Origin of the sequence: Streptomyces sp. CLV115 (assembly GCF_038448545.1) — a bacterium.
Taxonomy (GTDB): domain Bacteria; phylum Actinomycetota; class Actinomycetes; order Streptomycetales; family Streptomycetaceae; genus Streptomyces; species Streptomyces sanglieri.
Map to the genome: position 1 here is coordinate 17,389 of NZ_JBCEWQ010000016.1, position 25,145 is coordinate 42,533.

21 protein-coding genes and 1 tRNA gene are annotated in these 25,145 nt (G+C 72.1%); 9 read left to right on the forward strand and 13 right to left on the reverse strand.

The features are described from left to right. Nucleotides 1-136 precede the first annotated feature (136 nt). Entirely contained in the window at nucleotides 137-1,213 is a 1,077-nt protein-coding gene (locus AADR41_RS08910) for a PAC2 family protein (RefSeq protein ID WP_342280766.1), read from the forward strand. Between the two features lie 63 nt (nucleotides 1,214-1,276). Here AADR41_RS08910 and AADR41_RS08915 read toward each other — a convergent pair whose 3' ends face one another. From AADR41_RS08915 to AADR41_RS08935, 5 genes are all read right to left on the reverse strand, one after another. Further along, on the reverse strand, nucleotides 1,277-4,318 hold the full coding sequence (locus tag AADR41_RS08915; RefSeq protein WP_342280767.1) for an NPCBM/NEW2 domain-containing protein: 3,042 nt from the start codon (nucleotides 4,316-4,318) through the stop codon (nucleotides 1,277-1,279). A 134-nt stretch (nucleotides 4,319-4,452) separates the two neighbouring features. Next, nucleotides 4,453-5,682, reverse strand: coding sequence for a cysteine--1-D-myo-inosityl 2-amino-2-deoxy-alpha-D-glucopyranoside ligase (mshC, locus tag AADR41_RS08920; RefSeq protein WP_266917032.1), 1,230 nt, complete (start codon nucleotides 5,680-5,682; stop codon nucleotides 4,453-4,455). A gap of 153 nt (nucleotides 5,683-5,835) precedes the next feature. Then, nucleotides 5,836-6,750: an SCO1664 family protein gene (locus tag AADR41_RS08925; RefSeq protein WP_342280768.1), complete on the reverse strand. Its 915-nt coding sequence runs from the start codon at nucleotides 6,748-6,750 to the stop codon at nucleotides 5,836-5,838. Continuing rightward, the gene (locus AADR41_RS08930; protein WP_124718684.1) at nucleotides 6,714-7,304 is read right to left on the reverse strand and encodes a DUF3090 domain-containing protein; all 591 of its coding nucleotides are present in this window, start codon (nucleotides 7,302-7,304) and stop codon (nucleotides 6,714-6,716) included. The genes AADR41_RS08925 and AADR41_RS08930 overlap by 37 nt, the downstream gene beginning before the upstream one ends. A 143-nt stretch (nucleotides 7,305-7,447) precedes the next feature. Further along, on the reverse strand, nucleotides 7,448-8,149 hold the full coding sequence (locus tag AADR41_RS08935) for a histidine phosphatase family protein (protein ID WP_342280769.1): 702 nt from the start codon (nucleotides 8,147-8,149) through the stop codon (nucleotides 7,448-7,450). 75 nt (nucleotides 8,150-8,224) lie between these two features. Between AADR41_RS08935 and corA the strand changes: the two genes are divergently transcribed. Beyond that, nucleotides 8,225-9,220 (forward strand): magnesium/cobalt transporter CorA, encoded by a 996-nt coding sequence (corA, locus tag AADR41_RS08940; protein ID WP_342280770.1) that lies wholly within the window; start codon nucleotides 8,225-8,227, stop codon nucleotides 9,218-9,220. A 55-nt stretch (nucleotides 9,221-9,275) separates the two neighbouring features. Here corA and AADR41_RS08945 read toward each other — a convergent pair whose 3' ends face one another. Together AADR41_RS08945 and AADR41_RS08950 are read right to left on the reverse strand one after the other, a co-directional pair. After that, nucleotides 9,276-10,064 carry a ferritin-like domain-containing protein gene (locus AADR41_RS08945; protein ID WP_342280771.1) on the reverse strand — a complete coding sequence of 263 codons (789 nt, stop codon included), beginning with the start codon at nucleotides 10,062-10,064 and terminating at the stop codon, nucleotides 9,276-9,278. A gap of 220 nt (nucleotides 10,065-10,284) precedes the next feature. Next, nucleotides 10,285-11,334, reverse strand: a complete 1,050-nt coding sequence (locus AADR41_RS08950) for an LLM class F420-dependent oxidoreductase (protein WP_342280772.1) — start codon at nucleotides 11,332-11,334, stop codon at nucleotides 10,285-10,287. Nucleotides 11,335-11,474: 140 nt separating this feature from the next. Between AADR41_RS08950 and AADR41_RS08955 the strand changes: the two genes are divergently transcribed. Both AADR41_RS08955 and AADR41_RS08960 read left to right on the forward strand, forming a co-directional pair. Beyond that, entirely contained in the window at nucleotides 11,475-12,458 is a 984-nt protein-coding gene (locus tag AADR41_RS08955; protein ID WP_342280773.1) for an aldo/keto reductase, read from the forward strand. Beyond that, nucleotides 12,455-14,791 carry an ATP-dependent DNA helicase gene (locus AADR41_RS08960; RefSeq protein WP_342280774.1) on the forward strand — a complete coding sequence of 779 codons (2,337 nt, stop codon included), beginning with the start codon at nucleotides 12,455-12,457 and terminating at the stop codon, nucleotides 14,789-14,791. The genes AADR41_RS08955 and AADR41_RS08960 overlap by 4 nt, the downstream gene beginning before the upstream one ends. A gap of 64 nt (nucleotides 14,792-14,855) precedes the next feature. Here the strand turns inward: AADR41_RS08960 and AADR41_RS08965 are convergent, their stop codons facing one another. After that, a complete protein-coding gene (locus tag AADR41_RS08965) occupies nucleotides 14,856-15,512 on the reverse strand; it encodes a hypothetical protein (RefSeq protein ID WP_342280775.1) in 657 nt (218 codons plus the stop codon). 47 nt (nucleotides 15,513-15,559) lie between these two features. Here AADR41_RS08965 and AADR41_RS08970 point away from each other — a divergent pair, with 47 nt between their 5' ends. Further along, a complete protein-coding gene (locus AADR41_RS08970) occupies nucleotides 15,560-15,748 on the forward strand; it encodes a DUF5703 family protein (protein WP_030918345.1) in 189 nt (62 codons plus the stop codon). 67 nt (nucleotides 15,749-15,815) lie between these two features. Here the strand turns inward: AADR41_RS08970 and AADR41_RS08975 are convergent, their stop codons facing one another. The 3 genes from AADR41_RS08975 to AADR41_RS08985 form a co-directional block, all read right to left on the reverse strand. Beyond that, nucleotides 15,816-16,556, reverse strand: a complete 741-nt coding sequence (locus AADR41_RS08975) for a chaplin (RefSeq protein WP_342280776.1) — start codon at nucleotides 16,554-16,556, stop codon at nucleotides 15,816-15,818. A 139-nt stretch (nucleotides 16,557-16,695) separates the two neighbouring features. Next, entirely contained in the window at nucleotides 16,696-16,929 is a 234-nt protein-coding gene (chpH, locus tag AADR41_RS08980) for a chaplin ChpH (protein WP_342280777.1), read from the reverse strand. Between the two features lie 164 nt (nucleotides 16,930-17,093). Next, the gene (locus AADR41_RS08985) at nucleotides 17,094-18,419 is read right to left on the reverse strand and encodes a M20/M25/M40 family metallo-hydrolase (RefSeq protein ID WP_342280778.1); all 1,326 of its coding nucleotides are present in this window, start codon (nucleotides 18,417-18,419) and stop codon (nucleotides 17,094-17,096) included. Nucleotides 18,420-18,603: 184 nt separating this feature from the next. Here AADR41_RS08985 and AADR41_RS08990 point away from each other — a divergent pair. The 4 genes from AADR41_RS08990 to AADR41_RS09005 all read left to right on the forward strand — a co-directional run bounded on the left by AADR41_RS08990 (nucleotide 18,604) and on the right by AADR41_RS09005 (nucleotide 23,311). After that, a tRNA-Leu gene (locus AADR41_RS08990) sits at nucleotides 18,604-18,688 on the forward strand. A gap of 114 nt (nucleotides 18,689-18,802) precedes the next feature. Continuing rightward, nucleotides 18,803-21,316 carry a glycoside hydrolase family 2 TIM barrel-domain containing protein gene (locus AADR41_RS08995; protein WP_342280828.1) on the forward strand — a complete coding sequence of 838 codons (2,514 nt, stop codon included), beginning with the start codon at nucleotides 18,803-18,805 and terminating at the stop codon, nucleotides 21,314-21,316. Nucleotides 21,317-21,989: 673 nt separating this feature from the next. Next, entirely contained in the window at nucleotides 21,990-22,274 is a 285-nt protein-coding gene (locus AADR41_RS09000; RefSeq protein ID WP_342280779.1) for a hypothetical protein, read from the forward strand. A 101-nt stretch (nucleotides 22,275-22,375) separates the two neighbouring features. Then, nucleotides 22,376-23,311, forward strand: coding sequence for a pseudouridine synthase (locus AADR41_RS09005; protein ID WP_342280780.1), 936 nt, complete (start codon nucleotides 22,376-22,378; stop codon nucleotides 23,309-23,311). A gap of 13 nt (nucleotides 23,312-23,324) precedes the next feature. Here the strand turns inward: AADR41_RS09005 and AADR41_RS09010 are convergent, their stop codons facing one another. After that, entirely contained in the window at nucleotides 23,325-23,954 is a 630-nt protein-coding gene (locus AADR41_RS09010; protein WP_342280781.1) for an MBL fold metallo-hydrolase, read from the reverse strand. Beyond that, nucleotides 23,954-25,039: an S-(hydroxymethyl)mycothiol dehydrogenase gene (locus AADR41_RS09015; RefSeq protein ID WP_342280782.1), complete on the reverse strand. Its 1,086-nt coding sequence runs from the start codon at nucleotides 25,037-25,039 to the stop codon at nucleotides 23,954-23,956. Before AADR41_RS09015 ends, AADR41_RS09010 begins: the two co-directional genes overlap by 1 nt. Nucleotides 25,040-25,145: the final 106 nt, after the last annotated feature.

Consider the following 25,145-nt stretch of genomic DNA (forward strand, 5'->3'; position numbering starts at 1 on the left):
GGTTTGATGCCCTGATTCGACCGGTGACACGCCCCCGGGGGCCGGGTTCGCCCGGCTGTGCACGGAGGCTGCGGCGCAAGTGGCCGGAAGCCGTAAGGTTGATGGGTACACAAGGGAACTTCGGAAGGAGGCCTGGGTGATCGAGCTCGAGGGAGTACCCGAGCTGATCGACCCGGTCATGGTGGCCGCGTTCGAGGGATGGAACGACGCAGGGGACGCCGCCTCCACGGCGGTGGCGCACCTGGACCGGGAGTGGAAGGGCGAGGTGTTCGCGGCGCTGGACGCCGAGGACTACTACGACTTCCAGGTCAACCGGCCGACGCTGTGGCTGGACGGCGGGGTGCGCAAGATCACCTGGCCGACCACCCGGCTCTCCGTGGTCCGCGTCGGCGGGGACAAGCCCCGCGATCTCGTCCTGGTCCGCGGTATCGAACCATCCATGCGCTGGCGCTCGTTCTGCAACGAGATCCTGGGTTTCGCCCATGAGCTGGGAGTGGAGATGGTGGTGATCCTGGGCGCCCTGCTCGGCGACACCCCGCACACCCGGCCGGTGCCGGTCAGCGGGGTCACCTCCGACCCGGACCTGGCACGGACCATGGACCTGGAGGAGACCAAGTACGAGGGGCCGACGGGCATCGTCGGCATCCTCCAGGAGGCCTGCACGCACGCGGGCGTGCCCGCGGTGAGCCTGTGGGCGGCGGTGCCGCACTACGTGTCGCAGCCGCCCAACCCGAAGGCCACACTCGCGCTGCTGAACCGGCTGGAGGACCTCATCGGTCTGCGCATCCCGCTGGGCGAACTGCCCGAGGACGCGCGCGCCTGGCAGCTCGGCGTCGATCAACTGGCCGCCGAGGACAGCGAAGTGGCCGAATACGTGCAGACGCTGGAGGAGGCCCGGGACACCGCCGAGCTGCCCGAGGCGAGCGGCGAGGCCATCGCCCGGGAGTTCGAGCGCTATCTGCGCCGCCGGGACATCGGTCCGGGCCAGGCACCGGGCGGGCACGCGACGGAGAGCGGCGACACCTCGTACCTGCGCGACACCTCCAGTGGCCGCACCCGGCCGCCGAAGCCGGTCCGCCCCGAGAGCGGCGGCGATCCGGGGTCCGGCGCGCCGCCCGCGGGCGGACCCGGCCGGCAGCCACCGGCCGGCCGGGAGGGCGACGGGGACGGCGAGGGACCGCAGGGTCCGCCGGAGGACTCCCCAGAGGAGTGACGGGACCGGTGGAGCGCCGGGCGGGTACGTGCCCGCCCGGCGCTCCCGTGCTGTCCGGGTCATTCAGGAACAGGTGAACCGGGCCGCGGCCCAGTCCCCGTGGTCACCGGTCTTGGAGCCGTTGGTGTCCGTGACCTTCAGATGCACATGGCGCGCGCCGTCGAGCTTCACGTCGACCGGTACGGTCGCCGAGGCCCCGGTCACCTTCGGGGAGGTCCACAGCACCTTGCCGTCCGCCTCGACGGAGAAGGCCACTTCGCCGTAGCCGTTGATCTCGTCGTCGATCCCCGCGTCGGCGGTGAACGCGGTGCAGCGCCCGCCGAGGTAGACCTCGATGTCGGAGTCGGCGTGGGTGCCGATCCCCTTCTCGTACGTCTTCCCGGCGAGGGTCAGCGGCTTGCCGTCGGCCGCGCCTGACTCGCCGTTGCTGCGGTCGCGTTCGGCCGGTCCGTAGCCGTTGGTGGACTTCAGCCAGACCAGATCGCTCGCCCAGGCCTCGCCGGTGGGCGGCGGCGGCATCACCGCGGCGGCGAACCGCTGGGTGGCGGTGCGGGCTTCACCGGCCGACCGGTAGCGGACGAGGGCGGTGATCCGTGCCTCCCCCGCCGTGGCGTCCTTCGCGGGGGTGACGGAGACCTCGACCCGCCGGGTGGTGCCCGCCGGGATCCGGTCCGCCTTCGCGGGCCGGGCGACCCAGCCCTCGGGGACGTCCAGGCCGACCTCGGCGCCGGTCACGTCGGCGCTGCCCGCGGTGACGTCGACGGTGACGGTGCTCGCGGCCCCGGCGCCGAGCTCCTGCCCGGCCGGTGCGGAGACCGCGGCGTTCGCCGCGGCGGACCGCCCGCCGACCGCGCTGGTGTGCTTCAGCTTCACGGAGAACGCCTTGGCGGTGGAGAGCGGCGCGGTCTTGATCTTCACGACACCGCCGCGGTCGTCCCGGTCGTACCACCAGCCCTGCTTCGCGGCCTTGTACGCGGCGGCGGAGTCCAGCCGGGGCAGCTTCCCGCCGAGTTCGACCGCGCTCGGCGCGGAGCCGGTGTGCACACTGAACTCGTACGGGCGGCTGCTCTGCTTGCCGGTGAACTTCCCCTTGCTCGCGCCGATCCGCACGGTCACGTCGCCCGCGCCCCGGACCGGTGCGTCCACATCGGCCCGCTGGGTGGCGTACTTGCCGTCGCGGTGCTGCCGGGTGACGCCGTCGTCCTCGTACAGCGTGAAGGACGACTTGCCCTGCGGGTAGACGTCCCAGGCGAGCGGGGAGCCGGCGGTGCGGTCCTGGTACGAGCGGATGCCGGGCCACATCGGCACACTGGCACCGCCCTTGACGAACAGCGGCAGGGTGTCGAGCGGGGCGCTGTAGTCGTCGAGGGTGACCGGCCCCTGGTAGGTGCGGCCGCTCCAGTAGTCGGTCCAGGTGCCCTTCGGCAGGTAGATGCCGTCGCGCTCGGTGCTGTCCTGGTAGACCGGGGCGACGAGGAAGTCCTCGCCGGACATGAACTCGTACTTCGCGGCGTCCGTCGCGGCCTTCGGGTCGTCCGGGTATTCGAGGACGAGCGGGCGGACCATGCCGACACCGGTCTTCGTCGCCTCGTGCGCGTAGGAGTACTGGTAGGGCAGCAGCGACTCCTTGAGCTTCAGGTAGTCGCGGTTGATGGTGGTGTACGGCTCCCCGTACCGGAAGGGCTGCTTGTCGCTGGCCGCCCAGCCGTCCATCGTCATCGTGGTCCCCAGGAACATCTTCCACTGGAGGTCACGGGTGTACGTCTTGGCGCTGCCGCCGAAGATGCCGTCCACGTCACCGGTGGTGTAGGCGAGTCCGGACATCGTGGCGCCCGCGTACGTCGGGATCTGCCAGCGGATGTAGTCCCAGGTGCCGTACTGGTCGCCGGACCACTGCACTCCGCAGCGCTGGGCGCCCGACCAGCTCTCGGGGGCGTAGGTGAAGCCGCGGGCGTCGCTGTTGTCCTCGATGCCCCGGTAGGCGTCCTTGCAGCCGTCCAGGGCGAACTTGTAGCCGGCGCCGACCCAGGCCACGTCCAGCTTGGCGACCCGCTGGCCCGCCTTGACCTGCTCGCCGATCCTGTCGATGCCGTCCTCGGTCCACAGGCCGAGCTGCATGCCGCGGTCCTGGAGGCCCTGGGCGGTCTCGGCGAGGTCCTCGTATCCGCAGCCGTAGCCGTCGTTGACGAGCATCCAGCCGTTCGGCATGTCGTTCTCGACGTAGCCGTCGGCGACCTTCAGGGCGTCCAGGGTGCGGCGCTCACCCCGGTTGGCGTTGTGGAGGTAGCAGTCGGCGTCGCCGATCTCCATCCCGTACACCGGCGGCAGGAACGGCTTGCCGGTGAGCTTCGTGTACTGCCCGATGACGTCCTTGGCGCTGTCGCCCGCGAAGTAGTAGGCGTCGAAGCGCTGCTCCTTGGCGCTGGTGGTCACCGGGTCGGTGAAGGCGTAGGTGTTCGGCGCGTAGGTGTTGCGGAAGACGCCGTAGCCGGCCGAGGAGAGGTAGAACGGCACCGAGTTGGGGTGGCCGCCGTCGTCCCAGTTGTAGTCGACGCCGACCTCGACGGTCTTGTCGCGGTGCGAGGTGTTGCCCCGGCCGTTCTGCATGCCGGCGCCGTAGAACTGCTCGTCCGCGCCGCGGGCCAGCGTCTGGGTGGTCCTCTCGCCGTTCCAGCTCAGCCCCTTGGCCTCGGACCAGACCTGGCTGCCGTCCGCCCGGTACAGGGCGAACCGCAGCGGCGACTTGTAGGCGCGCAGGGTGACACGGCCGGTGGAGAGCTCGTAGCGGTCGCCACGCTCCTTCCACCGGGTGTGCGGCGGGGTGCCCTGCGGCAGCACGATGTCGTCGCCCGTCGGGTCCGAGAACGTGCCGTCCGGTGCGAGTTCGATGCGGAAGGTCTCGTCGGAGACGAAGCTGACCCGGGCCTCGGCGGCCCCGGCCTTCAGGTGGTAGACGGATCCGTCGGCGGAGAACCCGGTGAGATCGCCGACCGTGGTGTCCGGCTCGGCGGCGCCGGCCTGGGCCGCGCCGGGGCCCGAGAGGACGGCGAGCAGCCCCAGCAAGGCTGCAACTGCCGCCATTCTGATGCGCATTGATGATTGCATAGAGCGCTTTTAGCGCAGCATCGAGCACTTGACCATGGACAAAACGGAACCGGCCCTGAACTTCGTCGAGAAGTCCAAGGCCGGTTCGTCCGGAACGTCCGGTGGATGTCAGCGGGTTTCCCCCCTGTGCGGCGCTACAGGGCGACGCCCAGCAGCGCGTCGACGGTGCGCGAGACGAGGCCGGGCGCGCCCTCGTCCGTACCGCCGTCGGCGATCTGCCGCTCGGCCCAGCGGTCCACGGCGGCCAGCGCGGCCGGCGCGTCCAGGTCGTCGGCGAGGGCCTCGCGGACCTCCTCGACCAGCGCGTCGGCGGGCAGTCCGTCGGGCCGGGAGACGGCGGCCCGCCAGCGGGCGAGCCGCTCCACCGCGTCGGCGAGCACCTGGTCCGTCCACTCCCAGTCGGACCGGTAGTGGTGCGAGAGCAGTGCCAGCCGGATCGCCGCCGGGTCCACGCCGTCGCGGCGCAGCTGCGAGACGAAGACCAGGTTGCCCCTGGACTTGGACATCTTCTCGCCGTCCAGGCCGACCATTCCGGCGTGCACATAGGCCTGGGCGAAGGGGTGCTCCCCGGTCAGCACCTGGGCGTGCGAGGCACCCATCTCGTGGTGCGGGAAGGCGAGGTCGGACCCGCCGCCCTGGACGTCGAAGCCCATGCCGAGGTGGTCGAGGGCGATGGCGACGCACTCGATGTGCCAGCCGGGCCGGCCGGGGCCGAGCGAGGCGCCGTCCCAGCTCGGCTCGCCCTCGCGGGCGGCCATCCACAGCATCGGGTCGAGCGGGTTCTTCTTGCCCGGGCGCTCCGGGTCGCCGCCGCGCTCGGCGGAGAGCAGCCGCATCGCCTCGGCGTCGAGGTTGGAGACCTCGCCGAAGTGCGGGTCGGTCTCGACGGAGAAGTACACGTCGCCGTCGAGCTCGTAGGCGGCGCCGGCGTCGCGGAGCCGTTCCACCAGCGGGACGATGCCGGGTATCGCCTCCACGGCGCCGATGTAGTGCTTCGGCGGAAGCATGCGCAGGGCAGTCATGTCCTCGCGGAACAGGGCCGTCTCGCGCTCGGCGAGCTCGGTCCAGTCCTGGCCGTCGCGCACGGCCCGCTCCAGGAGCGGGTCGTCCACGTCGGTCACGTTCTGGACATAGTGAACCTGCCGCTTGGTGTCGAGCCACACGCGCTGAACGAGGTCGAACGCGTTGTAGGTCGCCGCATGACCCATGTGGGTCGCGTCGTACGGCGTGATGCCGCAGACGTAGATGCGGGCGACGGGACCGGGGTCAAGGGTGATCCGTCCGCCGGTCGCGGTGTCGTGGATCCGAAGGTCGCGGCCCTTGCCAGGCAGGGCGGGGACCTCAGAAGCGGGCCAGGCATGCATGCCACGAGCGTAACCGGATGCATGTTCCGGATACGAACCGGATGCCGGATCTTGACCGAAGAGGCGCTCTTGCGCCGGGGCGCTCCATCTGCTTCGGGACGCGGTCCCGATACCCCGGCCCGCGCCCCGCGCCCCGTTCCTCCCCCGCTCCGCTCAGACCGGCGGCCAGGGGATCGAGGGCCACTCGCCGCTCGGCTCCGGGTGCCGTCCGGTCGCCCTCAGCCCCGCCACACGGCCCCGCAGCGCCTCGATCTCGGCCTCGGTGATCAGCTCGCCCAGCCGGGTGACGAGCGGGGTGCCCGGCGCGAGTTGTGCCCCCAGCCGTTCGACGACCTCGACGGCCTCGGCCGTCAGCGGCTCCCCCGCCCAGCCCCAGAGCAGCGTGCGCAGCTTGTCGTCGGCGTTGAATGTCACACCGTGGTCGATGCCGTAGAGCCGCCCGTCCTGGGCGGGCAGCAGATGGCCGCCCTTGCGGTCGCCGTTGTTGATCACGGCGTCGAGGACGGCCAGCCGCCGCAGCCGCGCGTCGTCCGCGTGGACGAGCAGAGCCGTCCGGCCCTCACCGACCTCGGCCCGGGCCACCGCCTTCCAGCCCTCGCCGGGCTCCTCGTCCTCGACGAGCGCGAGCAGCCGCGGCCCGCCCGCCCCGCCGTCCGCGTCGTTCTCACCGTCCGCGTCGTTCTTGTCGTTCTCGTCGTTCTCGTCGTTCTCGCCGTCCGCGTCGTCATGGGAGGCGTCGATCCACAGCTGGCACATGCCCTCGCCGTACGGGCCGTCCCGCAGCACGGTGGGCGGCACCAGGCCCCAGCCGGTCGCCTCGGAGATCTCGTACGCGGCCACCTCCCGCCCGGCGAGCGTGCCGTCCGGGAAGTCCCACAGCGGCTGTTCGCCGGCCACCGGCTTGTAGACGCAGGGAGCCTCCTCGCCGTCGCGCGCGACGGTGCAGTAGAGCACCGCGTTGGACGCGCCGCGGATCTGTCCGAGGACGGTGAGTTCGCCCTCGGTGAGCAGACCGACCAGCTCGGGGCCGGTCAGGCTCCGCGACGGTATCCGTTCTGGCGCGGGCATACGTGTCCTTCCGGGTCGAGCGGCAGGCTGCACAGCGGGCACGGCGGACGGCCGGCGTTCACCACGTCCAGGGCGCGCTTGGCGAAGGCCCTGGCCTGCGCGCCGCTGAGGCGGACCCGGAGCATCGGCGGGCCGTTCTCCTCGTCCTGGAGCAGCCGCTCCTCGGCCTCGGCGAGATCCTCGTCGGATTCCACGTCCAGTTCGACCAGCGCCTGCGCCTCGACGATCATGCGCTGTTCCTCGCCGTCCCAGGCGAGCGCCATCGTGCCGACCCGGAACTCCTCCTCGACGGGGACGTCCAGGGGTGCGGTGTCGGTGACGTCCATCGGCGCGACGGCGGGCACCGGGGAGTTTCCGCCGGTCCGCCGCACCACCTCGTCGAGCAGTTCGTCGATCCGCTCGGCGAGCGCGGCGACCTGGGTCTTCTCCAGGGCCACGCTGGTGACACGTCCGCCTGAGGATGCCTGCAGGAAGAACGTACGGCGTCCAGGCAACCCGACCGTACCGGCCACGAAACGGTCCGGAGGGTCGTAGAGGAACACCTGACGGGACACGTCCTGTCTCCCTTGAATTCGACGGTGGATGAGGGTTGGCGCGGGCCCGGGACGTCCGTTCCCCGGGCCGGGGCCCGTCCGGCCTCCGATCCGCCGGACGGGCCCCGGGGCCTACGGAGCGTCCACCCTACTGCGCGAAGCGATCACGGCGCCCCAGCGCCGCCCCCGACCGCCGCGTCCGCGTCCGAGTCCGCCGCCGGGCGGGGGTGCTCGCGCGGCGCCAGCGGGGCGAGGTCACCGGTGTCACCGAGCCGCAGCAGGAAGGGCCGCAGTCTGGTGTAGCGGATCGCGGTGACCGAACAGGGGTCGGCCTGGATCCGCTGGAAGAGGTCGAGATGCATGCCGAGCGCGTCGGCGACCAGGGCCTTGATGATGTCGCCGTGCGAGCACATCACGTACACGGCGTCGTCGCCGTGCGCGGCCTCGATCCGGGCGTTCCAGTCCCGTACCGCGTCGACCGCGCGCGCCTGCATGCCGCGCATCGACTCGCCGCCGGGGAACGCCGCGGCCGACGGATGCTGCTGCACGACGCCCATCAGCGGTTCGTCGGCGAGCTCCGCGAGCTTGCGCCCCGACCAGTCGCCGTAGTCGCACTCGCTGATCCGGTCCTCGGTGTGCAGCTCCAGCTCCGGCCGGGCGGCCAGCAGTGGCCGCAGGGTCTCCCGGCAGCGCTGGAGGGGGCTGCTGACGGCGGCGGCCAGCGGCAGCCCGGCGAGCCGGCCGGGCAGGGCCGCGGCCTGCTCCGCGCCGCGCTCGTCGAGCGCGACCCCGGGGGTGCGGCCCGCGAGCACCCCGGCGGTGTTGGCGGTGGAGCGTCCGTGGCGTACGAGGATCAGGGTGGGCATGCGGGCCAGCGTAGGGCCTTTCGTCCGGATCGGGACGCCGCCGACGAGGTGCGCCGGGGAGCGCGGCAGGGAAGAATGCGCGCCGTGATCGTGGACTGTGCCATTTACCGGGACGGGCGCCGCACCGACGGCCCCGCCGACTTGTCCGATGCCCTCGACGAGGCACGGGCCACCGGGGACGCCTTTCTCTGGATCGGGCTGCACGAACCGACGGAGAAGGAGTTCGACCTCGTCAGCAGCGAGTTCGGGCTGCACCCGCTGGCCGTGGAGGACGCCCTGAGCGCCCATCAGCGGCCCAAGCTGGAGGTGTACGACGACTCGCTCTTCGCGGTCATCAAGCCGGTGGTGTACGAGCAGAGCAGCGACACGGTCACCACCGACGAGCTCATGGCCTTCATCGGCGACTCCTTCGTCGTGACGGTCCGGCACGGGGAGGGCGCACCGCTCGCCGCGGTACGCCGTCGGCTGGAGGCCGAGCCGGAGGTGCTCAAGCACGGGCCCACCGCGGTGCTGTACGCGATCAGCGACGCCGTCGTCGACCACTACATAGAGGTCGCGGGCGAGCTCCAGGTCGACCTGGAGGAGCTGGAGACCGAGGTGTTCGCGCCGGTCGGCGGTGCCGACACCAAGAGCACCGCGGCCCGCATCTACACCTTCAAGCGGCAGATCCTGGAGTTCCGCCGGGCCACCGGGCCGCTGAGCGCCCCCATGGCCCGGCTGGCGAGCGCGGACGTGCCGTTCGTCCACGAGCACTCGCAGCCGTTCTTCCGCGACGTCGGCGACCACCTGACGCGCGCCAACGAGTACGTGGAGGGGCTGGACCGGCTGCTCTCCGACATCCTCTCGGCCCATCTGGCCCAGGTGGGCGTGCGGCAGAACGACGACATGCGCAAGATCTCGGCCTGGGCGGCGATGGCCGCCGTGCCGACCATGGTGGCGGGGATCTACGGCATGAACTTCGAGCACATGCCGGAGCTCCGCTACGTGTGGGCCTATCCGGCAGTGATCGCGCTGATGGCCGTCGCGGTCTTCGGGCTGTACCGGCAGTTCAAGCGCCGCGGCTGGCTCTGACGGACGGGGCACCGCACCCGGCTCGCGACCGGTTCGTCCCCGGCTCGCTCCCGGTTCAGGCGAACCCGGGCTCCGGTGCCGCCGGGCCGCCCAGCGCGTCGCGCCGCTCGGGCTGTTCCAGGCTCACCATCCGCCGCCAGCCCACGAGCCGTTCGTACACGTAGACGGCGTGGATCCCGGCGGCCAGCACCGCCGATCTGGCCCGGGGCCAGCCCAGGATGCGGCCCATGTGATCCATCACGGCAAGGCTGACGTCGCGGTACACCCGGATCTCGGCGAGCGCGCACTCGCGCAGGGTGCGCTGGATGGTGCGGCCGTGTCCGTCCCGGGCGAGACGGAGCAGTTCCTCGTGGCAGTACGCCAGGTGGTTGTCCTCGTCGTTCGAGATCATCTTCACCGCGCGGCCGAGGTCGGGGTGGTCGGCGAAGTACCTGCGGAGCAGTGCCATCTGCTCGGAGGCGCGCTGCTCGGTGACCCGGCTGTGCGCGAGGTAGGTGATGATGTCGCGCTCGGAGAGCCGTTCCTCGCCCCGCAGCTGTTCATGGGCGAGGCCGATGCCGTGCTTCTCCAGCAGCATCGTGTAGTCGGTCTCGTGCGGGACCTCCGCCGGCCGGAGCCCGCGCTTCTTCAGCAGCGCGGTGAAGATCCGGCCGTGCTTGTCCTCGTCGGCGCCGTGCCGGGCGATCTTGGGCGCCAGGGCGCGCTGGCTCTCGGGCACCAGGGCGGCGATCCGTCCGTTCTCCCACCCGCCCTGGGACTCCCCGCCGGCCGCGATGGAACAGAACAGCCGGAACGACTCGTCGTCGTCGAGAATCTCCTGGAACAGGTTCCTTGCCGAGAGCATGACCGCCACCTCCGTGCCGCATCCACCGAGCGACAGTCAAGTGCGGTGCACCCGGGCGGGCAACAGGAAGGGGCCCCGGCTACGCCGGATGGGGCGCGGGCCGGCGTAACCGCCCGACCGTGCCCGCGTTGATACGCGTGACGGCCGTGACGGCCGTGGCGGGGAAACCCCGAGCCCCCACCACGGCCGCAGTGCCGCTCCCGGCGGCGTCCGGGACCTGTTACGCGAGTCCGGAGCGCTCCAGCGCGTCCGTACCGGCCCGCAGAGCCGTGAGCCGCTCCTCCAGCGTGAACCCGGCCGGGGCGAGGGTCAGTGTCGTGACACCGGCCGCGGCGTAGGCCTGCATCCGCTCGGCGATCCGCTCGACCGGTCCGAGCAGCGTGGTCTGGTCGATCAGCTGGTGCGGAACGGCCGCGGCGGCACCGCTCTTGTCGCCGGACAGGTACTTGTCCTGGATCTCGGCGGCTTCCTTCTCGTAGCCCATGCGCTGTGCGAGCCGGTTGTAGAAGTTCTGCTTCCGGCTGCCCATGCCGCCCACGTACAGCGCGGTGTACGGACGGAACACGTCCGCGAGGCCGTTGACGTCGTCGCCGACGGCGAGCGGCAGGGTCGGGCAGACGTCGAAGCCCTCCATGGTCAGGCCCGCCTTCTCCCGGCCCGCCCGCAGGTACTTCACCGCAGTGTCCTCAAGGTGCTCGGCGGAGGGGAAGATCAGCAGCGCGCCGTCGGCGATCTCGCCGGTCTGTTCCAGGTTCTTCGGGCCGATCGCCGCGATGTAGAGCGGGATGTGCTCGCGCTGCGGGTGCACGGTCAGCTTGATGGGCTTGCCCGGGCCGTCCGGCAGCGGCAGCGTCCAGTGCTCGCCCTCGTACGAGAGCCGCTCGCGGGACATCGCCCGGCGGACGATCTCGACGTACTCCCGGGTGCGGGCCAGCGGCTTGTCGAACTTGACGCCGTACCAGCCCTCGGAGACCTGCGGCCCCGACACGCCGAGGCCGAGCCGGAACCGGCCGCCGGAGAGCGAGTCGAGGGTGGCGGCGGTCATCGCCGTCATGGCCGGCTGGCGGGCCGGGATCTGCATGATCGCGGAGCCGACGTCGATGGACTCGGTCCGGGCGGCGACCCAGGAGAGCACGGTCGGCGCGTCGGAGCCGTACGCCTCGGCCGCCCAGCAGACGTCGTATCCGAGCCGGTCGGCCTCCTGGGCGACGGCGAGGTTGTCGCCGTCCATTCCCGCACCCCAGTAACCGAGATTGATGCCGAGCCGCATAGCCGCTCCCCTTACCGATCAGTAACGTCCCTGGGCTCCGGACTCTAGCGCGCGGCGGCGTGATCCGGCAGGGGCGACTTGACGCCGGGTTGTCCACAGGCTTCCGCCGAGTGGAGTTCTGGCCAGTAATCTCAGCGCCCATGGAGCAGAGGCATCTCGGCCGCACCGGCCTTCGAGTGTCCCGGATCGGGCTCGGCACCCTCACCTGGGGCCGGGACACCGATGACCACGACGCTGCGGAACAGCTGAAGGCCTTCTGGGAGGCGGGCGGCACGCTGGTCGACACGGCCGATGTGTACGGCGGTGGGGAGGCCGAATATCTCCTCGGGCAGCTCCTCGACGGCCTGGTGCCCCGGCGCGATCTCGTCATCGCGACGAAGGCCGGCAGCGTGGCCGATCCGTACCGCCGGTTCGACGGATCGCGCGGGCATCTGCTGGCGGCGCTGGACGACTCCCTGGAACGGCTCGGCACGGACCATGTGGATCTGTGGCAGATCCACGCCTTCGACCCGGTGACCCCGCTGGAGGAGACGCTCCAGGCACTGGACCTGGCGGTGTCCAGCGGGCGCGCCCGGTACGCGGGGGTGTCGAACTTCTGCGGCTGGCAGCTGGCCAAGGCGGCCACCTGGCAGCTCGCCTCGCCCGGGGTGCGCACCCGCGTGGCGAGCACTCAGATGGAGTACTCCCTGTTGCAGCGGGGGGTGGAGCGCGAGGTGCTGCCCGCCGCCCTCGATCTCGGTGTCGGGCTGCTGCCCTCGTCCCCGCTGGGTCGCGGCGTCCTCACCGGGAAGTACCGGTCGGGCACTCCGGCGGACTCGCGCGGTGCCTCGGAGCTGCTCGCGCCGTTCGTCGAGCCGTATCTCGACGAGGCCGCGAGCCGTGTGGTGGACGCGGTGGCGACGGCGGCGGACGGGCTGGCCACGACGCCGCTCCAGGTGGCTCTCGCGTGGGTCCGGGACCGGCCGGGGGTGGTGGCCCCGATCGTCGGCGCGCGCAACGCGCAGCAGCTCGCGGAGGCATTGTCAGTGGAGGCGCTTAGTCTTCCTGACGAGATCTGCCAGGCGCTCGACGATGTGTCGGCGCCCGTGCACCGCTATCCCGACCAGGACTGGAGCACGCTGTGACTGCGCTTCCCCGGGGGGAAACCCCCGGCTCCCCGGCCGCCGACGACGACGTCGCGCCGCCCTCCGCCGCCGTGCCCGCCCCGCCCACCGGGGACGGGCCGGAGACGGACGACGGCGCTCCCGGGACCGGCGAGCGGGCTGAAGCGACGGACGGCACGGCCGACGACACGGCGGACGGCGAAGCGGGCGCCCCCACGGCCGACGCTGCGGACTCCGACGACGCCGCCGGAGGCTCCGGCGCCGGGACGGACGCAGGCGCCGCGGCCGAGGCGGACGCCGACGCCGCCCCCGCGCCGCTCTCCGAGGCCGAGGCCGAGCTCGCCGCGCAGCGTGAGCTGCGGGAGCGGATCGAGAGACGAAAGGCCGAGAAGGAGGGCCCCATCGCCGCCGGGGGGAAGCTGAGCGGCAAGGCGGCCGACCTGTTGGCGGCCGTGCGCGCGGTGGAGAGCGGCGAGCAGTCCGCCACCGCGTTCTTCGACTCCCCCGCGCCCGCCGCCCCGCGCCGGACCGCGCCCGAGCCCGCCCCGGCCCGACCCCGCGTTCCGGAACCGGCACGGGCGCCGCGGAGCGCCCCGCCGGAGGCCGTCGCCGCGGCCGCCGCCGTGCTGGCCGAGGGCGGGGCTCCGGCGGCGCTGGCGGGACCGGTGGCCGAGACTCTCGGGGCGCAGGCGGCCGACGCCCTGCGCGCCGACCCCTGGCAGTTGCTGGGCGTTCCGGGGGTCAAGCCCGAACAGGCCGACGGATTCGCGCGGGCCCTGCTCGGCGCCGAGTGCGGCCCGGACGACGAGCGGCGCACCGCCGCCCTGGTCGGCTGGCTGCTGGAGCGGGCCGCGCTCCGGGGCCACACGGCGCTGGACGCGTCGGAGGTGCGGGCCGCGCTGGCCGAGCGTTCGGTGGCCGATCCCGAGGCGGCCGTGCAGCACGCCGTCGCCGAGGGAGTCGTCCTGGTCTTCCAGGACGGCCAGGAGGACGAGCAGGTCCACGACGGCCGGGAATCCGGGACACCGGAGGAGTCCGACGGGGACGAGGGCGGGAGCGGGGACAAAGGCGCGGGCGCCGGGCAGGAGCCGGTGCAGGTGCTGCTCGGTCTCGACCGCTACGCGCTCGCCGAGGAGAGCCTCGCCGACGGCCTGGCCCGGCTGGTCAACGCCTGCGAGAAGGACGCCGACTGGTCGCAGGCCGCCTCGGCCGCGGGCTCCCCCTCCGCGGCCGAGCTGATCCGCGCGGTCGCGGCCCACGGCCTCGTGGCGCACACCGGGGGCGAGGCCGCCAGGGCCGAGCCCGCCGCCCTGATCACCGCGGCCCGCGCCCTCGGGCTGCGGGCCCTGGGCGCCACGCACAGCGCCGACGGCAGGCGCCGGCTGGCCGAAGCGACCGGTGATCCGGAGACGGCCGTCACCCTCACCGGTCTGCTCTCGGCCGAGCAGGGCCCGGGGCGCGACGGGGAAGGGGCGATCGCCGTCGACCTGCTCGTCGTGCTGGACGCCCCGCAGCTGGACGTGGAGACCGCCGCGGTCCTGGTCGAGTCGCTGGCCGACGGCACCCGGCTGGTGCTCAGCGGCGATCCGGGCGTGCTGGGATCGGCCGGTGCGGGGCGGGTGTTCGCGGATGTGCTGGCGGCCCGGGCGTGCCCGCAGATCGTCTCCCGTACGCCGGATCCGGGGCCGATCGGCGAGTTGGTCTCCGGCATCGGCATCGGCGAGCTGAACCAGGTCGAGGCGCCCGGCAAGGAGGTGGTGATCGTCCCCGTGCGCGATGCGGGCGAGGCGGTGCACCGCACCGTGCAGCTGGTGGCCGACTCGGTGCCGCGCGCCATCGGCGTACCGTCGTCGGACACCCAGGTGATCACCGTCGGCCACGGCGGCTCGGCGGGCACCCGGGCGCTGAACGCGGCGTTGAAGCAGCGGCTCAACCCCGGTCCCGGCCGGTTCGGCGGCTTCGATCCGGGCGACCGCGTCGTCCATGTCCCGGCACCCGGCAGGGCCGAGCCCGCCGTGGTCGTCTCGGCGGACGCCGAGGGTCTGCATCTGGACTGCGCGGGCACAGAGGTCGTCGTGGCCCAGGACCGGGTCGAGTCCTCCGTACGCCATGGCTGGGCCCTCAGCGCGCATCAGGCGGCCGGGATGCGCTGGCCCGCGGTGGTCGTCGTGCTGCCGGGCGACGCGGCGCAGGGGCTGAGCCGTTCCTGGGTGTACACCGCCTTCGGCCGGGGCGAGCGGCATCTGTCCGTGGTGCACGGGGTGGATCAGGCGCTGCCCCGCGCGGTCGCCCAGCCCCCGGCCCAGGACCGCACGACGAGGCTGCGCACCCTGCTGGAGACCCCGGCCGGCTGACCGGTCCCCCGGCGGGGACGCCGGCACCGGACGGGCCCGGCGTCGGGCCCGTCCGGCAGGTGGGTCAGGAGCTGTCCGCCGCCAGGCGGGCCGGTTCCTCGTCCGGTTCGTCCTCGTCGAAGACGGCGCTGACGTCGAAGCGGCAGACCACCAGCTGTGGATCCGCGTCGTCGAAGGGTGCGCCGAGCCACTCCCCCGCCTCGGGAAGGTCCTCGGCGGCCGTGACCCAGAGCGTGGAGTCCCCCTCCTCCAGGCCGAACTCCGTGTGCCGGGACGCGATCTCGTCGGGTTCGTACTCCCCGAAGAGCACGCCGAGCGCGGCGTGGACGCTGGAGCCGACCACCGCGGCGCTCCCGCTGCGCTCGTCCTGGTCGAGGTCGGCGATCCGCTGGGCCTGTGCGAGCAGCCTCGGCGGCTCCACCACCGCGTAGTCGCGCCGGATCAGCACACTGAGTGCGTTCGGCTCCTCGGGGCCGGTGTACGGCGGCAGCGAATCCTCCGCACCCGGGATCTCGAAAGGGGTGACTTCGTCGTACCGGTCGTAGAGCAGCTCGTCGTAGAACTCGGCGGCAGCGGCCAGTGCGTTGAACGCGTCATAGACGGCCACATCGTCGTCCCCGGTCCGGCGTTCGACGGCCGCGAGGTGGTGGTCGAGCGCGGCTTTGACCGCCTCGGCGGCGGCGCGTACCTCGGCAGCGGTGGGCTGCGCAGCATCAGACATAGTGCAGACGCTATCCGTACACGGGCTCTGCCCGCACAATAGATGCGATGCCGGAATACGAATTTGTCGATGTGTACGTGCCGCGCGGGGTGTCCCGGAAGGAGACGGCCCGCCTGCTGACCGACCACGCCGAGTACGGTCACTGGGAGTTGGACCGGCTGACGCTGCGTCGCGACGGCAGTCGAAGGGTGCGCCTGCGGCGGCGGATCATCCGCCAGCTCCGGGCCACCTGGTGAGTCGGAGCGGGCCCGGCATCCGCGGGCCCGCTCCCTTCGTGGCGCTTGTGGCGCCGGTCCCGGTCCGCTACGCGGACGCCCGGGCGCGGCGGTAGAGCACCGTGCCGGCACCTGCCAGCAGCAGGCCTGCGCTCGCCGGGATCAGCAGGTCGAGCCCGCCCGCTCCGGTGTGTGCGAGCTGCGGGACATTCTGCGTCTCGGGCACGTTCGGCACCGGCGGCTTCTCCGGCGTCGGGGGCTTGTGCTCGGTGACCGGAGTGACCGGAGTGACCGGGGTGACCGGGGGCGGCGTGACGGCCTCCGGGTTGTTCTCACAGTCGTTGCCGAAGGTGGGGTTGAGCAGACCACCGATGGTGATGCTGTTCCCACAGGCGTTCACGGGGATGTCGATGGGCACCTGGATGTTGTTGCCGGACAGCACCCCCGGTGAGCCCGTCGCGACGCCCTGGGCCGTCGCCCCGCCGCCGATGGGGGCCCGGTGCTTGCCGTTGCCGGGCCGGCTCGCCTGGGTGAGGTCGCCGGAGACGTGGCTGCCGGAGACGTGCTTGCCCGTGGAGTCGCCCTGCGAACCGTTTCCGCAGGTGTTCCCGAACGCCGGGTTGAGCAGTGCCACGACGTCCACGGAATTTCCGCACACGTTGACCGGTACATGGACCGGGATCTGTACCGAATTCCCTGACAGCACCCCCGGGGAATTCGTCGCCTCGCCGGACGCTCCCGCGTCCGCGTGCGCATAGCCGCCACTCAGCGCGAGCGCGCCGCCCGCGGCTGCCATGGTGATCAGGCCTTTACGCGTGACCTGTCGCATAGGTTGATTCCTGCCTTCTTACCTTCCGGAAAACCCCCGGACTTGACCGTGCGGGGGCGGAGTACCCAGCAGCCCCGGAGTGCATGGCGTGCACTCCGGGGCCGACCGGATTCAAACCCTTACGGGTTGACGCACAACGTCAGGCGTTGACGCAGGTGTTGCCGAAGGCGGGGTTCAGCAGCCCGATCACGGAGATCGTGTTACCGCACACGTTCACCGGCACGTGGATGGGCACCTGGATGTTGTTGCCCGAGATCACACCGGGGCTGCCGACAGCGGCGCCCTGGGCACCGGAGTCCGCGACGGCCATGCCCGCACCCGCGAGCACCAGACCACCGGTGACAGCCGCAGCAGCGACGACCTTCTTGATCATTTTTCCTCCTAGTTGGCAATGCGGTCCCAGCCGCGGACCGCATCACTTGTAACGAGGAAGAGCTAATCGGGCTACGACCGTGTGGACCCTTTCACTCGTTCCGGTCAAATCCGCACACGCTGGCGATTGTTGGTGCGGAAAGTCGGCGGAAATCCGGCAAGGCGTCAGCAGTTGTCGATGAAACGGTCGAGCACGCGCACGCCGAACTTCAGACCGTCCACCGGAACGCGCTCGTCCACACCGTGGAACATGCCCGCGAAGTCGAGCTCCGGCGGCAGCTTCAGCGGGGCGAATCCGAAGCAGCGGATGCCCAGATCGTCGAAGGACTTGGCGTCGGTGCCGCCGGAGAGCATGTAGGGCACCGCACGGGCGATCGGGTCCTCCGCCTTGAGGGCGACCTGCATCGCGTCGACGAGCGAGCCGTCGAAGCTGGTCTCCAGCGCCTTGTCGCCGTGCACGTCCTCGCGCTTCACGCGCGGGCCGAGGATCCGGTCCAGGTCGGCCAGGAACTCGTCCTCGTAGCCGGGCAGGAACCGGCCGTCGACATGGGCGATGGCCTGGCCGGGGATGACGTTCACCTTGTAGCCGGCGCCCAGCATGGTGGGCGCGGCGGAGTTGCGGAGCGTGGCGCCGACCATCTTGGCGATGCCGCCCAGCTTGGCGAGCGTGGCCTCCATGTCCTCCGGGTCGAGCGGGGTGCCGAGCGCGTCGGACAGCTCGTCCAGGAAGGACCGCACGGTCTTGGTCACCCGGACCGGCCACTTGTGCCGCCCGAGCCGCCCGACCGCCTCGCAGAGCTCGGTGATCGCGTTGTCGTCGTTGGTCATCGAGCCGTGACCGGCGGTGCCGTCCACGGTGAGCCGCATCCAGTGCATGCCCTTCTGGGCCGTCTCGACGAGATAGAGCCGCAGCTTCTCGTTCACCGTGAAGGAGAAACCACCGACCTCGCCGATCGCCTCGGTGACCCCGTCGAAGAGACCGGGGTGCTTGTCCACGAGGTACCGCGCGCCGTACGTGCCGCCCGCCTCCTCGTCGGCGACGAAGGCCAGCACGATGTCGCGCGGAGGCTTGCGGCCGCTGCGCATCCGGTCACGGACGACCGCGAGGGTCATCGCGTCCATGTCCTTCATGTCGACCGCGCCGCGGCCCCACACACAGCCGTCCGCGACCTCGCCCGAGAACGGGTGGTGCGTCCAGTCGTGCGCGTTGGCCGGAACCACGTCGGTGTGACCGTGGATGAGCAGCGCGGGCCTGGACGGGTCCTCGCCCTCGATCCGGGCCACGGTCGAGGCGCGGCCCTTGTGGGACTCGAAGATCTGCGGCTCCAGCCCGACCTCGGCGAGCTTCTCCGCGACGTACTCGGCCGCGCCCCGCTCCCCCGGTCCCGAATGGTCCCCGTAGTTGCTGGTGTCGATCCGGATCAGCTCACGACAGAGGTCCACGACCTCGTCCTCGCCGGAGACGGTCCGGGCCGTGTTGGTCTCGCTCACGCTGCTTCCTTCCACTGTCGCTGCGGTGCTCCCCCTCATCCTCCCGCGCCCGGCCCGCACACCCAAGGGCACCCGCCCCTCGTCATGCGTCCTTCACACGGTCCGGGGCGTGATCGGGCACCCCCGAATGTTTGCTATTGTTTTCCACGTCGGAACGGGCCGGAGCCCGCGAGACAGACACCTTGTCCGGGTGGCGGAATGGCAGACGCGCTAGCTTGAGGTGCTAGTGCCCTTTATCGGGCGTGGGGGTTCAAGTCCCCCCTCGGACACAAGGCAAAGCGCCGATCAGGAGTAATCCTGATCGGCGCTTCTGCGTTGTGCCCCGAGTGAGGAGTCCCGCTGTGATCCGCACGCACGCGCCCGCCCTTCCCTGGTACGAGGACATGGCCCCAGGATCCGGCGGGACGACGCCGCGGGCCTGGTACGCGGACTCGGACGCCGGGCGGATGTCGCTGAACGGGCAGTGGCTGTTCCGGCTCTCGCCGGGTGCCGCCGACCAGGACGAGTCGTTCGCGCGCCCCGGGTTCGACGCCTCGGGGTGGGCGACGGTCGCGGTTCCGGGGCACTGGGTGCTCCAGGGAGCCGGCGGGGCGCCCGCCTACACGAACGTGGTGTACCCCTTCCCGGTGGATCCGCCGAGGGTGCCGGCCGAGAATCCGACCGGCGACCACCTGCGGAGCTTCGACCTGCCGGCCGGGTGGCCGGGGGACGGGGAGGTGCTGCTCCGTTTCGACGGGGTGGAGTCCTGCGCCCGGGTCTGGCTCAACGGCGTGGAGCTGGGCGACTTCAAGGGGTCACGGCTGCCGCACGAGTTCGCCGTCGGCGGGCTGCTGCGGCCCGCGGGCAATGTGCTGGCGGTACGGGTGCACCAGTGGTCGTCGGGGAGCTATCTGGAGGACCAGGACCAGTGGTGGCTGCCCGGGATCTTCCGCGACGTGACGCTGCTGCAGCGGCCGCCGGGTGCGCCCCTGGACTTCTTCGTGCACGCCGCCTACGACCACCGCGACGGGTCCGGGACCTTGCGGGTGGAGTGCGCGGGGGCCGAGGGACGGGTTCTGGTGCCCGAACTGGGAATCGATGTCGCGACGGGTGAGGCGGTGACCGTCGCCGTCGAGCCGTGGACGGCCGAGACGCCCCGGCTGTACGGCGGGGAGCTGGTGACCTCCGGCGAGCGGATCGGGCTGCGGGTGGGGTTCCGCAGCGTCGTGGTCGAGGACGGGAACGTCCGGGTCAACGGGCGGCGGGTGCTGTTCCGCGGGGTGAACCGGCACGAGTTCCATCCGGAGACCGGGCGGACGGTGGACACCGCGACCATGCGGCGCGACCTGGTGCTCATGAAGCGGCACAACATCAACGCCGTACGCACCAGCCACTATCCGCCGCATCCCGCCTTCCTCGATCTCTGCGACGAGCTGGGGCTCTGGGTGATCGACGAATGCGACCTGGAGACGCACGGCTTCTCCGGCCAGGAGTGGCGCGGCAACCCGGTGGACGACGAGCGGTGGACCCCGGCGCTGCTCGACCGGGCCGCGCGGATGGTGGAGCGCGACAAGAACCACGCCTCGGTGATCATCTGGTCGCTCGGCAACGAGTGCGGGACGGGGCGCGGGCTGAGCGCGATGGCCGGGTGGATCCGGGGCCGGGATCCGGAGCGGCTGGTGCACTACGAGGGTGATCCCTCCTGCCGGGACGTCGACCTGTACTCGCGGATGTACCCGACGCACGCCGAGGTCGAGCTGATCGGCCGGCGGGCGGAGGAGCCGCTGTCCGACCCGGAGGCGGACGCGCGACGGCGTGCCATGCCGTTCCTGATGTGCGAGTACGCGCATGCGATGGGCAACGGTCCGGGCGGGCTCGGCGAGTACCAGCGGCTGTTCGAGCGGTACGGGCGCTGCCAGGGCGGATTCGTCTGGGAGTGGATCGATCACGGCATCGCCCACCCCGAGCACGGATTCGCGTACGGCGGGGACTTCGGCGAGGAGCTGCACGACGGGAACTTCGTCTGCGACGGGCTGCTCTTCCCCGACCGCACCCCTTCCCCCGGGCTGATCGAGTACAAGAAGGTCGTCGAGCCGGTGCGGATCGAACCACTGACGGACGCGGGCTCGGTCCGGGTCACCAACGGGTACGACTTCGCGGATTCGGCGCACCTGGACTTCGAGTGGTCGCACGAGGCGGACGGGGTGCCCGTCGGATCGGGCACGCTCGCCGTGCCGGCGCTCGCGCCCGGTGCGTCGGCTCAGGTGCGGCTGCCGATGGACGGTCCCGGGGTGTGGACCGTACGGGCGGTGCTGGCCCGGGACACCGCCTGGGGCGAGCGCGGGCATGTGGTGGCGTGGGGGCAGGCCGAGGCCGGCGCGCCCGTCCCTTCCGCCGCCGCGACGGGCGCGCGGCCGGAGCGGGCCGACGGGCTGGTCACGCTGGGCCCCGGGGTCTTCGACGCGGTGACCGGTGACCCGGTGCGGCTGGGCGCGGTGCCGCTGGAGGGATTCCGGCTGGATGTCTGGCGGGCGCCCACCGACAACGACAACGGGGCGGCGTGGCAGCCGCACGAGCAGTACGGGCCGCGGTGGCGGGAGTCGGGGCTGCACCGGATGCGGCACCGGCTGGACGCGGTCGAGACCGGCGAGGACGCCCTGGTCGTACGGACCAGGCTGGCGCCGGCCGGGGGCGGGCTGGGGCTGCGTACCGCGTTCTCCGCGTATGGCCGCGCTGTTCGCTGGGCTGCCCGAGGGGGCCGGACACGGACTGGTGCGCACCGGGTGCGACGGGCGGCCGACCGTGTTCTACGGGAACGTCGGAGCCGGGCTGACGGGTTCGGGACGGCCGGACGACCGGCGGGTGTTCGAGAACTTCACCGAGTCCGTGAGCAAGCGCATCGGGTGCGGGGCCGGTGAGGGCGCGTGAGCGGCGCAGAGACCGGAGCGACGGAAGAGAACGGGGCGGCGGCTGTGCACGGAAGCGGGAACGGGAACGGCGGGGGGACCACGGTTCCTGAGCCGCGGGGCCGGGGACAGGAGCACGATTCTCTGGAGCCGGAGCCGGAGCCCGTCCCCGACCGCGTTCCGGTGCTGCGGCGTCTGTTGCGCAGCCGTACCGCCCGTGCCGTCACCGCCGCCGGGCTGGTCGGCGCGCTCCTCGGTGCCGGTGCGGTGGCCTGGCGCACGGACACGCTTCCGTCGGCCGGTCCCGCGCCCTGCTGGGACTCGCTCGGCGACGCGACCGTGTCGGGCCTCTTCGGCGACCTCAGGACCGAGACCGAGGAGCAGCCGCTGCAGGCCGATCCGCGCGACGGGAAGTCCTCGTACGGGCAGTGCCGCGTCACCAGCTACAAGAACGACCTGGCCCGCCGCCAGATGACCGTGCGGGTGCACCTGCTGGACGGCCTGGAGGGCACCGACGCGCACGAGTGGCCGCGGGAGTACCTGGCGGCCGATGCCTTCTGCGGCATCGAGGGCCTCACCCTTCCCCCGGCGTACCGCAAGAGCCCGGTCCGGACCCGGGTCGGCGGCGACGGCGGGCCCGCCCGGATCTGCGAGGCCGGCGGCAGGCGCTCCCCCCGCGCTGCGGATGACGACGGTGACGGACCCGGCGCTGACCGAGATCTTCTCCCGGGACGTGCTCGGGGCCGGTCTGTCCGTCAAGGGCGCCAAGGGGTACGGCAGGTTCGACGGCGCCAGGGCGCTCTACCGCGCGTCCTGCCGGACCGGTCCTGTGGTCTTCATGGTGGAGCAGCTGGAACCGGTGGCCGACGGGGACTTCTGCCTCACCCGCGCGCTGCTGCCGGGTTGTGTCGCCGCCGAGGCGGAGCGCATCGGCTGCGGTCCGCTGAAGGTGACGCCGCCGGGGGCGTGACGGCTTCGGCCCGGTGACCGGCGATAATGTGCGCACACCCCCGGGGCGACGGAGCGAGGAGCCTGCACCATGAGCACCGCCGTAGTGGTCGGCGTTCCCCGGTGAGGGGGCGCGCGAAGCCCCCGGCGGCGCCGCTGCCGCAGCGGGACGGGATCGATCCGGTCCGGCTGCGGCTCCCGGAGGATCCGGACGGGGCGTGGCCGACGGTGCGTGATCATCTGCTGGCGCGGTTCGCGGACGCGATCGGGGCGCGGCGGGTGGACGCCATGTTCGCGGAGGGCCGGTTCGTCTCGGTGCGGGGCCCGGTCCTTGCCGAGGAGCCGTACGCGGCGGGCCGGTACATCTGGTTCCACCGGGATTTCGCGCCGGAGGTGCCGGTGCCGTTCCCGGTCGGGGTCGTCCACCGCGACGAGCATCTCGTCGTCGCCGACAAGCCGCACTTCCTGGCGACGACGCCGCGCGGCCGGCACATCACCGAGACCGCGGTGGCCCGGCTGCGCCGCGAGCTGGGGCTGCCCGCGCTCCAGCCGGCCCATCGGCTGGACCGGCTGACCGCGGGCCTCGTGCTGTTCGTCGTACGGCCCGGGGAGCGGGGCGCGTACCAGACGATGTTCCGGGACCGGCTGGTGCGCAAGGAGTACGAGGCGGTGGCGCCGTACGATCCCGCGCGGGCCTTCCCGCGGACCGTGCGCAGCCGCATCGTGAAGGAGCGCGGGATCGTGGCCGCGCGCGAGGAGCCGGGCGAGCCGAACAGCGAGAGCCGGATCGAGCTGCTGGAGCACCGTGCGGGGCTCGGCCGCTACCGGCTGCTGCCCGCCACCGGGCGGACCCATCAGCTGCGGGTCCACATGAACGGCCTGGGGCTGCCGATCGTCCATGACCCGGTCTATCCGGTGGTCGAGGCGGAGGGGGCGCCGGACGACTTCTCGCGTCCACTGCAACTCCTGGCCCGGGTGCTGGAGTTCACCGATCCGGTCACGGGCGAACCGCGCCGCTTCGAGAGCGGCCTGCGGCTCTCCGCGTGGCCGGACCGGTGATGGTCCGCGGTTCTCAGTGACCCCGGGCGATCCACTCGTCCAGCTGCGGGGCCTCCGCGCCGATGGTGGTGGAGTCGCCGTGTCCGGTACGGACGGTGGTCTCCGGCGGGAGGGTGAGCAGCCGGTCCCGGATCGACGCGACGATGGTCGGGAAGTGGGAGAAGGACCGTCCGGTGGCGCCGGGTCCGCCCTGGAAGAGCGTGTCCCCGGTGAAGACGGTGGACAGCCCGGGGGCGTACAGGCAGACGGCGCCCGGCGCGTGACCGGGGGTGTGCAGGACCCGGAGGGTCGTTCCGGCGATCTCCAGCTCTTGGCCGTCGGCCAGTTCGCCGTCGGGGAGGCGGTCCGGGTGGGTCTGCTTCCACAGCGGCAGGTCGTCGGGGTGCAGCAGGACCGGAGCGCCGGTCGCCCCGGCGAGGGCCGGGGCGGCGTCGATGTGGTCGTTGTGCGCGTGCGTGCAGACGATGGCGCGCAGCGTACGGCCGTTCAGCGCGGCCTCGATGGCGGCGGCGTCGTGGGCGGCGTCGATGACGATCGCCTCGGTGTCGTCGCCGACGATCCAGACGTTGTTGTCGACGTCCCATTCCCCGCCGTCGAGGGCGAAGGTGCCGGAGGTGACCAGGTGGTCGATGCGGGCGGTCATCAGAAGACCACCACCGAGCGCAGCACGTCGCCGTCGTGCATCCGGGCGAAGGCCTGCTCGACGTCGCCGAGCCCGATGGTCTCGGTGACGAACGCGCCGAGGTCGATCCGGCCCTGCTGGTGCAGGTCGATCAGCATCGGGAAGTCGCGCGAGGGCAGGCAGTCGCCGTACCAGGAGGACTTGAGCGAGCCGCCGCGCCCGAAGACGTCGATCAGCGGCAGCTCCAGCTGCATCTCCGGGGTGGGGACGCCGACCAGGACGACGGTGCCGGCGAGGTCGCGGGCGTAGAAGGCCTGCTTGTACGTCTCGGGGCGGCCGACCGCCTCGATGACGACGTCCGCGCCGTTGCCGTCGGTCAGCGCGCGGATCGCCTCGACCGGGTCGGTGGAGCGGGAGTTGACGGTGTGCGTGGCGCCCATCGTCTTCGCCGTCTCCAGCTTGCGGTCGTCGATGTCCACGGCGATGATCTTCGCCGCGCCGGCCAGCCGGGCTCCGGCGATCGCCGCGTCACCGACACCGCCGCAGCCGATCACGGCGACCGAGTCGCCGCGGCCGACCTGTCCGGTGTTGATGGCGGCGCCGATGCCCGCCATCACACCGCAGCCGAGCAGCCCGGCGACGGCCGGGGAGACCTCCGGGTCGACCTTGGTGCACTGGCCGGCGGCGACCAGGGTCTTCTCGGCGAACGCGCCGATGCCGAGGGCCGGCGACAGTCCCGTGCCGTCGAGCAGTGTCATCTTCTGCTTCGCGTTGTGGGTGTCGAAGCAGTACCAGGGGCGGCCGCGCAGACACGCGCGGCACTGGCCGCACACGGCACGCCAGTTGAGGACGACGAAGTCGCCGGGGGCGACGTCCGTGACACCCTCGCCGACGGACTCCACCACGCCCGCGGCCTCGTGGCCGAGCAGGAAGGGGAAGTCGTCGTTGATCCCGCCCTGCTTGTAGTGCAGATCGGTGTGGCAGACACCGCACGCCTGGATCTTCACCACGGCCTCGCCGGGGCCCGGGTCCGGGATCACGATCGTCTCGATCCGTACCGGCTTGTTCTTCCCCGGTGCGATGACTCCTTGCACCTGCTGCGACATACCGTGGTCTCCTGTTTCCGTCTTTTTTGCGAAGATCGATCGCGGACAACCGTACGCCCGGTGAGGGTGTCACGGCGGCGCGCCGCGTTGGCGGGAAACAATTGCC